Raw genomic sequence first — 1,024 nt, forward strand, 5'->3', positions numbered from 1 at the left:
ATCGTCTGGCTCGCGACCAAGACCAGGTTCTTCCAGGAAGCTTGGGAGCTGATGTCGACGATCGTGGTCGTGGCCTGGGAATGGCTCTGGTCCACGGTCCGGGACCTGACGAACCGCGCGGCCGCGTGGATGCTCACCAAGATCCAATCCTTGGTGACCGGGATCTCCGACATCTTCGACTTCTTCGCGAGCCTGCCTGGCATCGTCGGCGGCTACTTCATGCGCATGGTCGCCGCCGCCGTCGAGCGGATCACTTCACTGATCACCTGGGTGCGCGGCATCCCACAGCGCGTCCGAGACGCCGTCGGCGACCTCGGAGGGATCCTCAAGGCAGCCGGCCGGGCCATCCTGCAGGGCCTGATCAACGGCGTCACCGAGAGGATCGGCGACCTGCGCGCCAAGTTCCGGTCGGTCACGAACATGATCCCCGACTGGAAGGGGCCCATGTCCCTCGACCTGCGGCTCCTGACCCCGTCCGGCGAGGCCCTGATGAGCGGCCTCATCGACGGCGTGGACGACAGCCTGCCCGCCCTGCGGCGGACCCTGCAGGGCGTCACCAACGAGATCCCGCACAACGTCAACGTCGGTGTCTCACGCACCGGATCATCTGCCGCCCAAGAGGTTGTCGGCCGCCTCGTCATCGACGGCGACGCCGACAGCGCGTTCGCCACCGCCATCGCACGCTCGGTCCGCACCGACGGCGGCGGCTCGGTCCAGGGCCGTTACGGCCAGTAGAGGAGGCACCTGATGGCGTATGAGCAGCTGAGCGAGATGCAGGTGGGCGGGGTGTGGACGTCGATGGTTGACGACATGCGCGCCGGCGCGCCTGTGGTCATCACCCGCGGCCGCCAGGACGAGAGCTCACAGGTCACCCCGGCCAAGGTCCGTCTCCGACTGGACAACCGCGCCAACAAGTACTCCCCGAGGAATGCCCGCAGCATCAACTACGGGCTGATCGGCAGGAACACACCGGTTCGGTTCTCGGTCCCGGGCAGCTACTCGTACCTCGACGTACCCGCGGTGG

Annotated in this window: 2 protein-coding genes; both read left to right on the plus strand. The window is 67.2% G+C overall.

The features are described 5' to 3' along the window. A partial coding sequence (locus OTB19_RS43035; protein ID WP_420717040.1) for a phage tail protein occupies positions 1-735 on the plus strand: 735 nt, incomplete at its 5' end. Between the two features lie 12 nt (positions 736-747). Beyond that, positions 748-1,024: hypothetical protein (locus tag OTB19_RS43040; protein ID WP_267804303.1), on the plus strand; the 277-nt coding region annotated here is incomplete at its 3' end.

The sequence above is a fragment of the Streptomyces sp. H27-H5 genome (assembly GCF_026627505.1).
Taxonomy (GTDB): domain Bacteria; phylum Actinomycetota; class Actinomycetes; order Streptomycetales; family Streptomycetaceae; genus Streptomyces.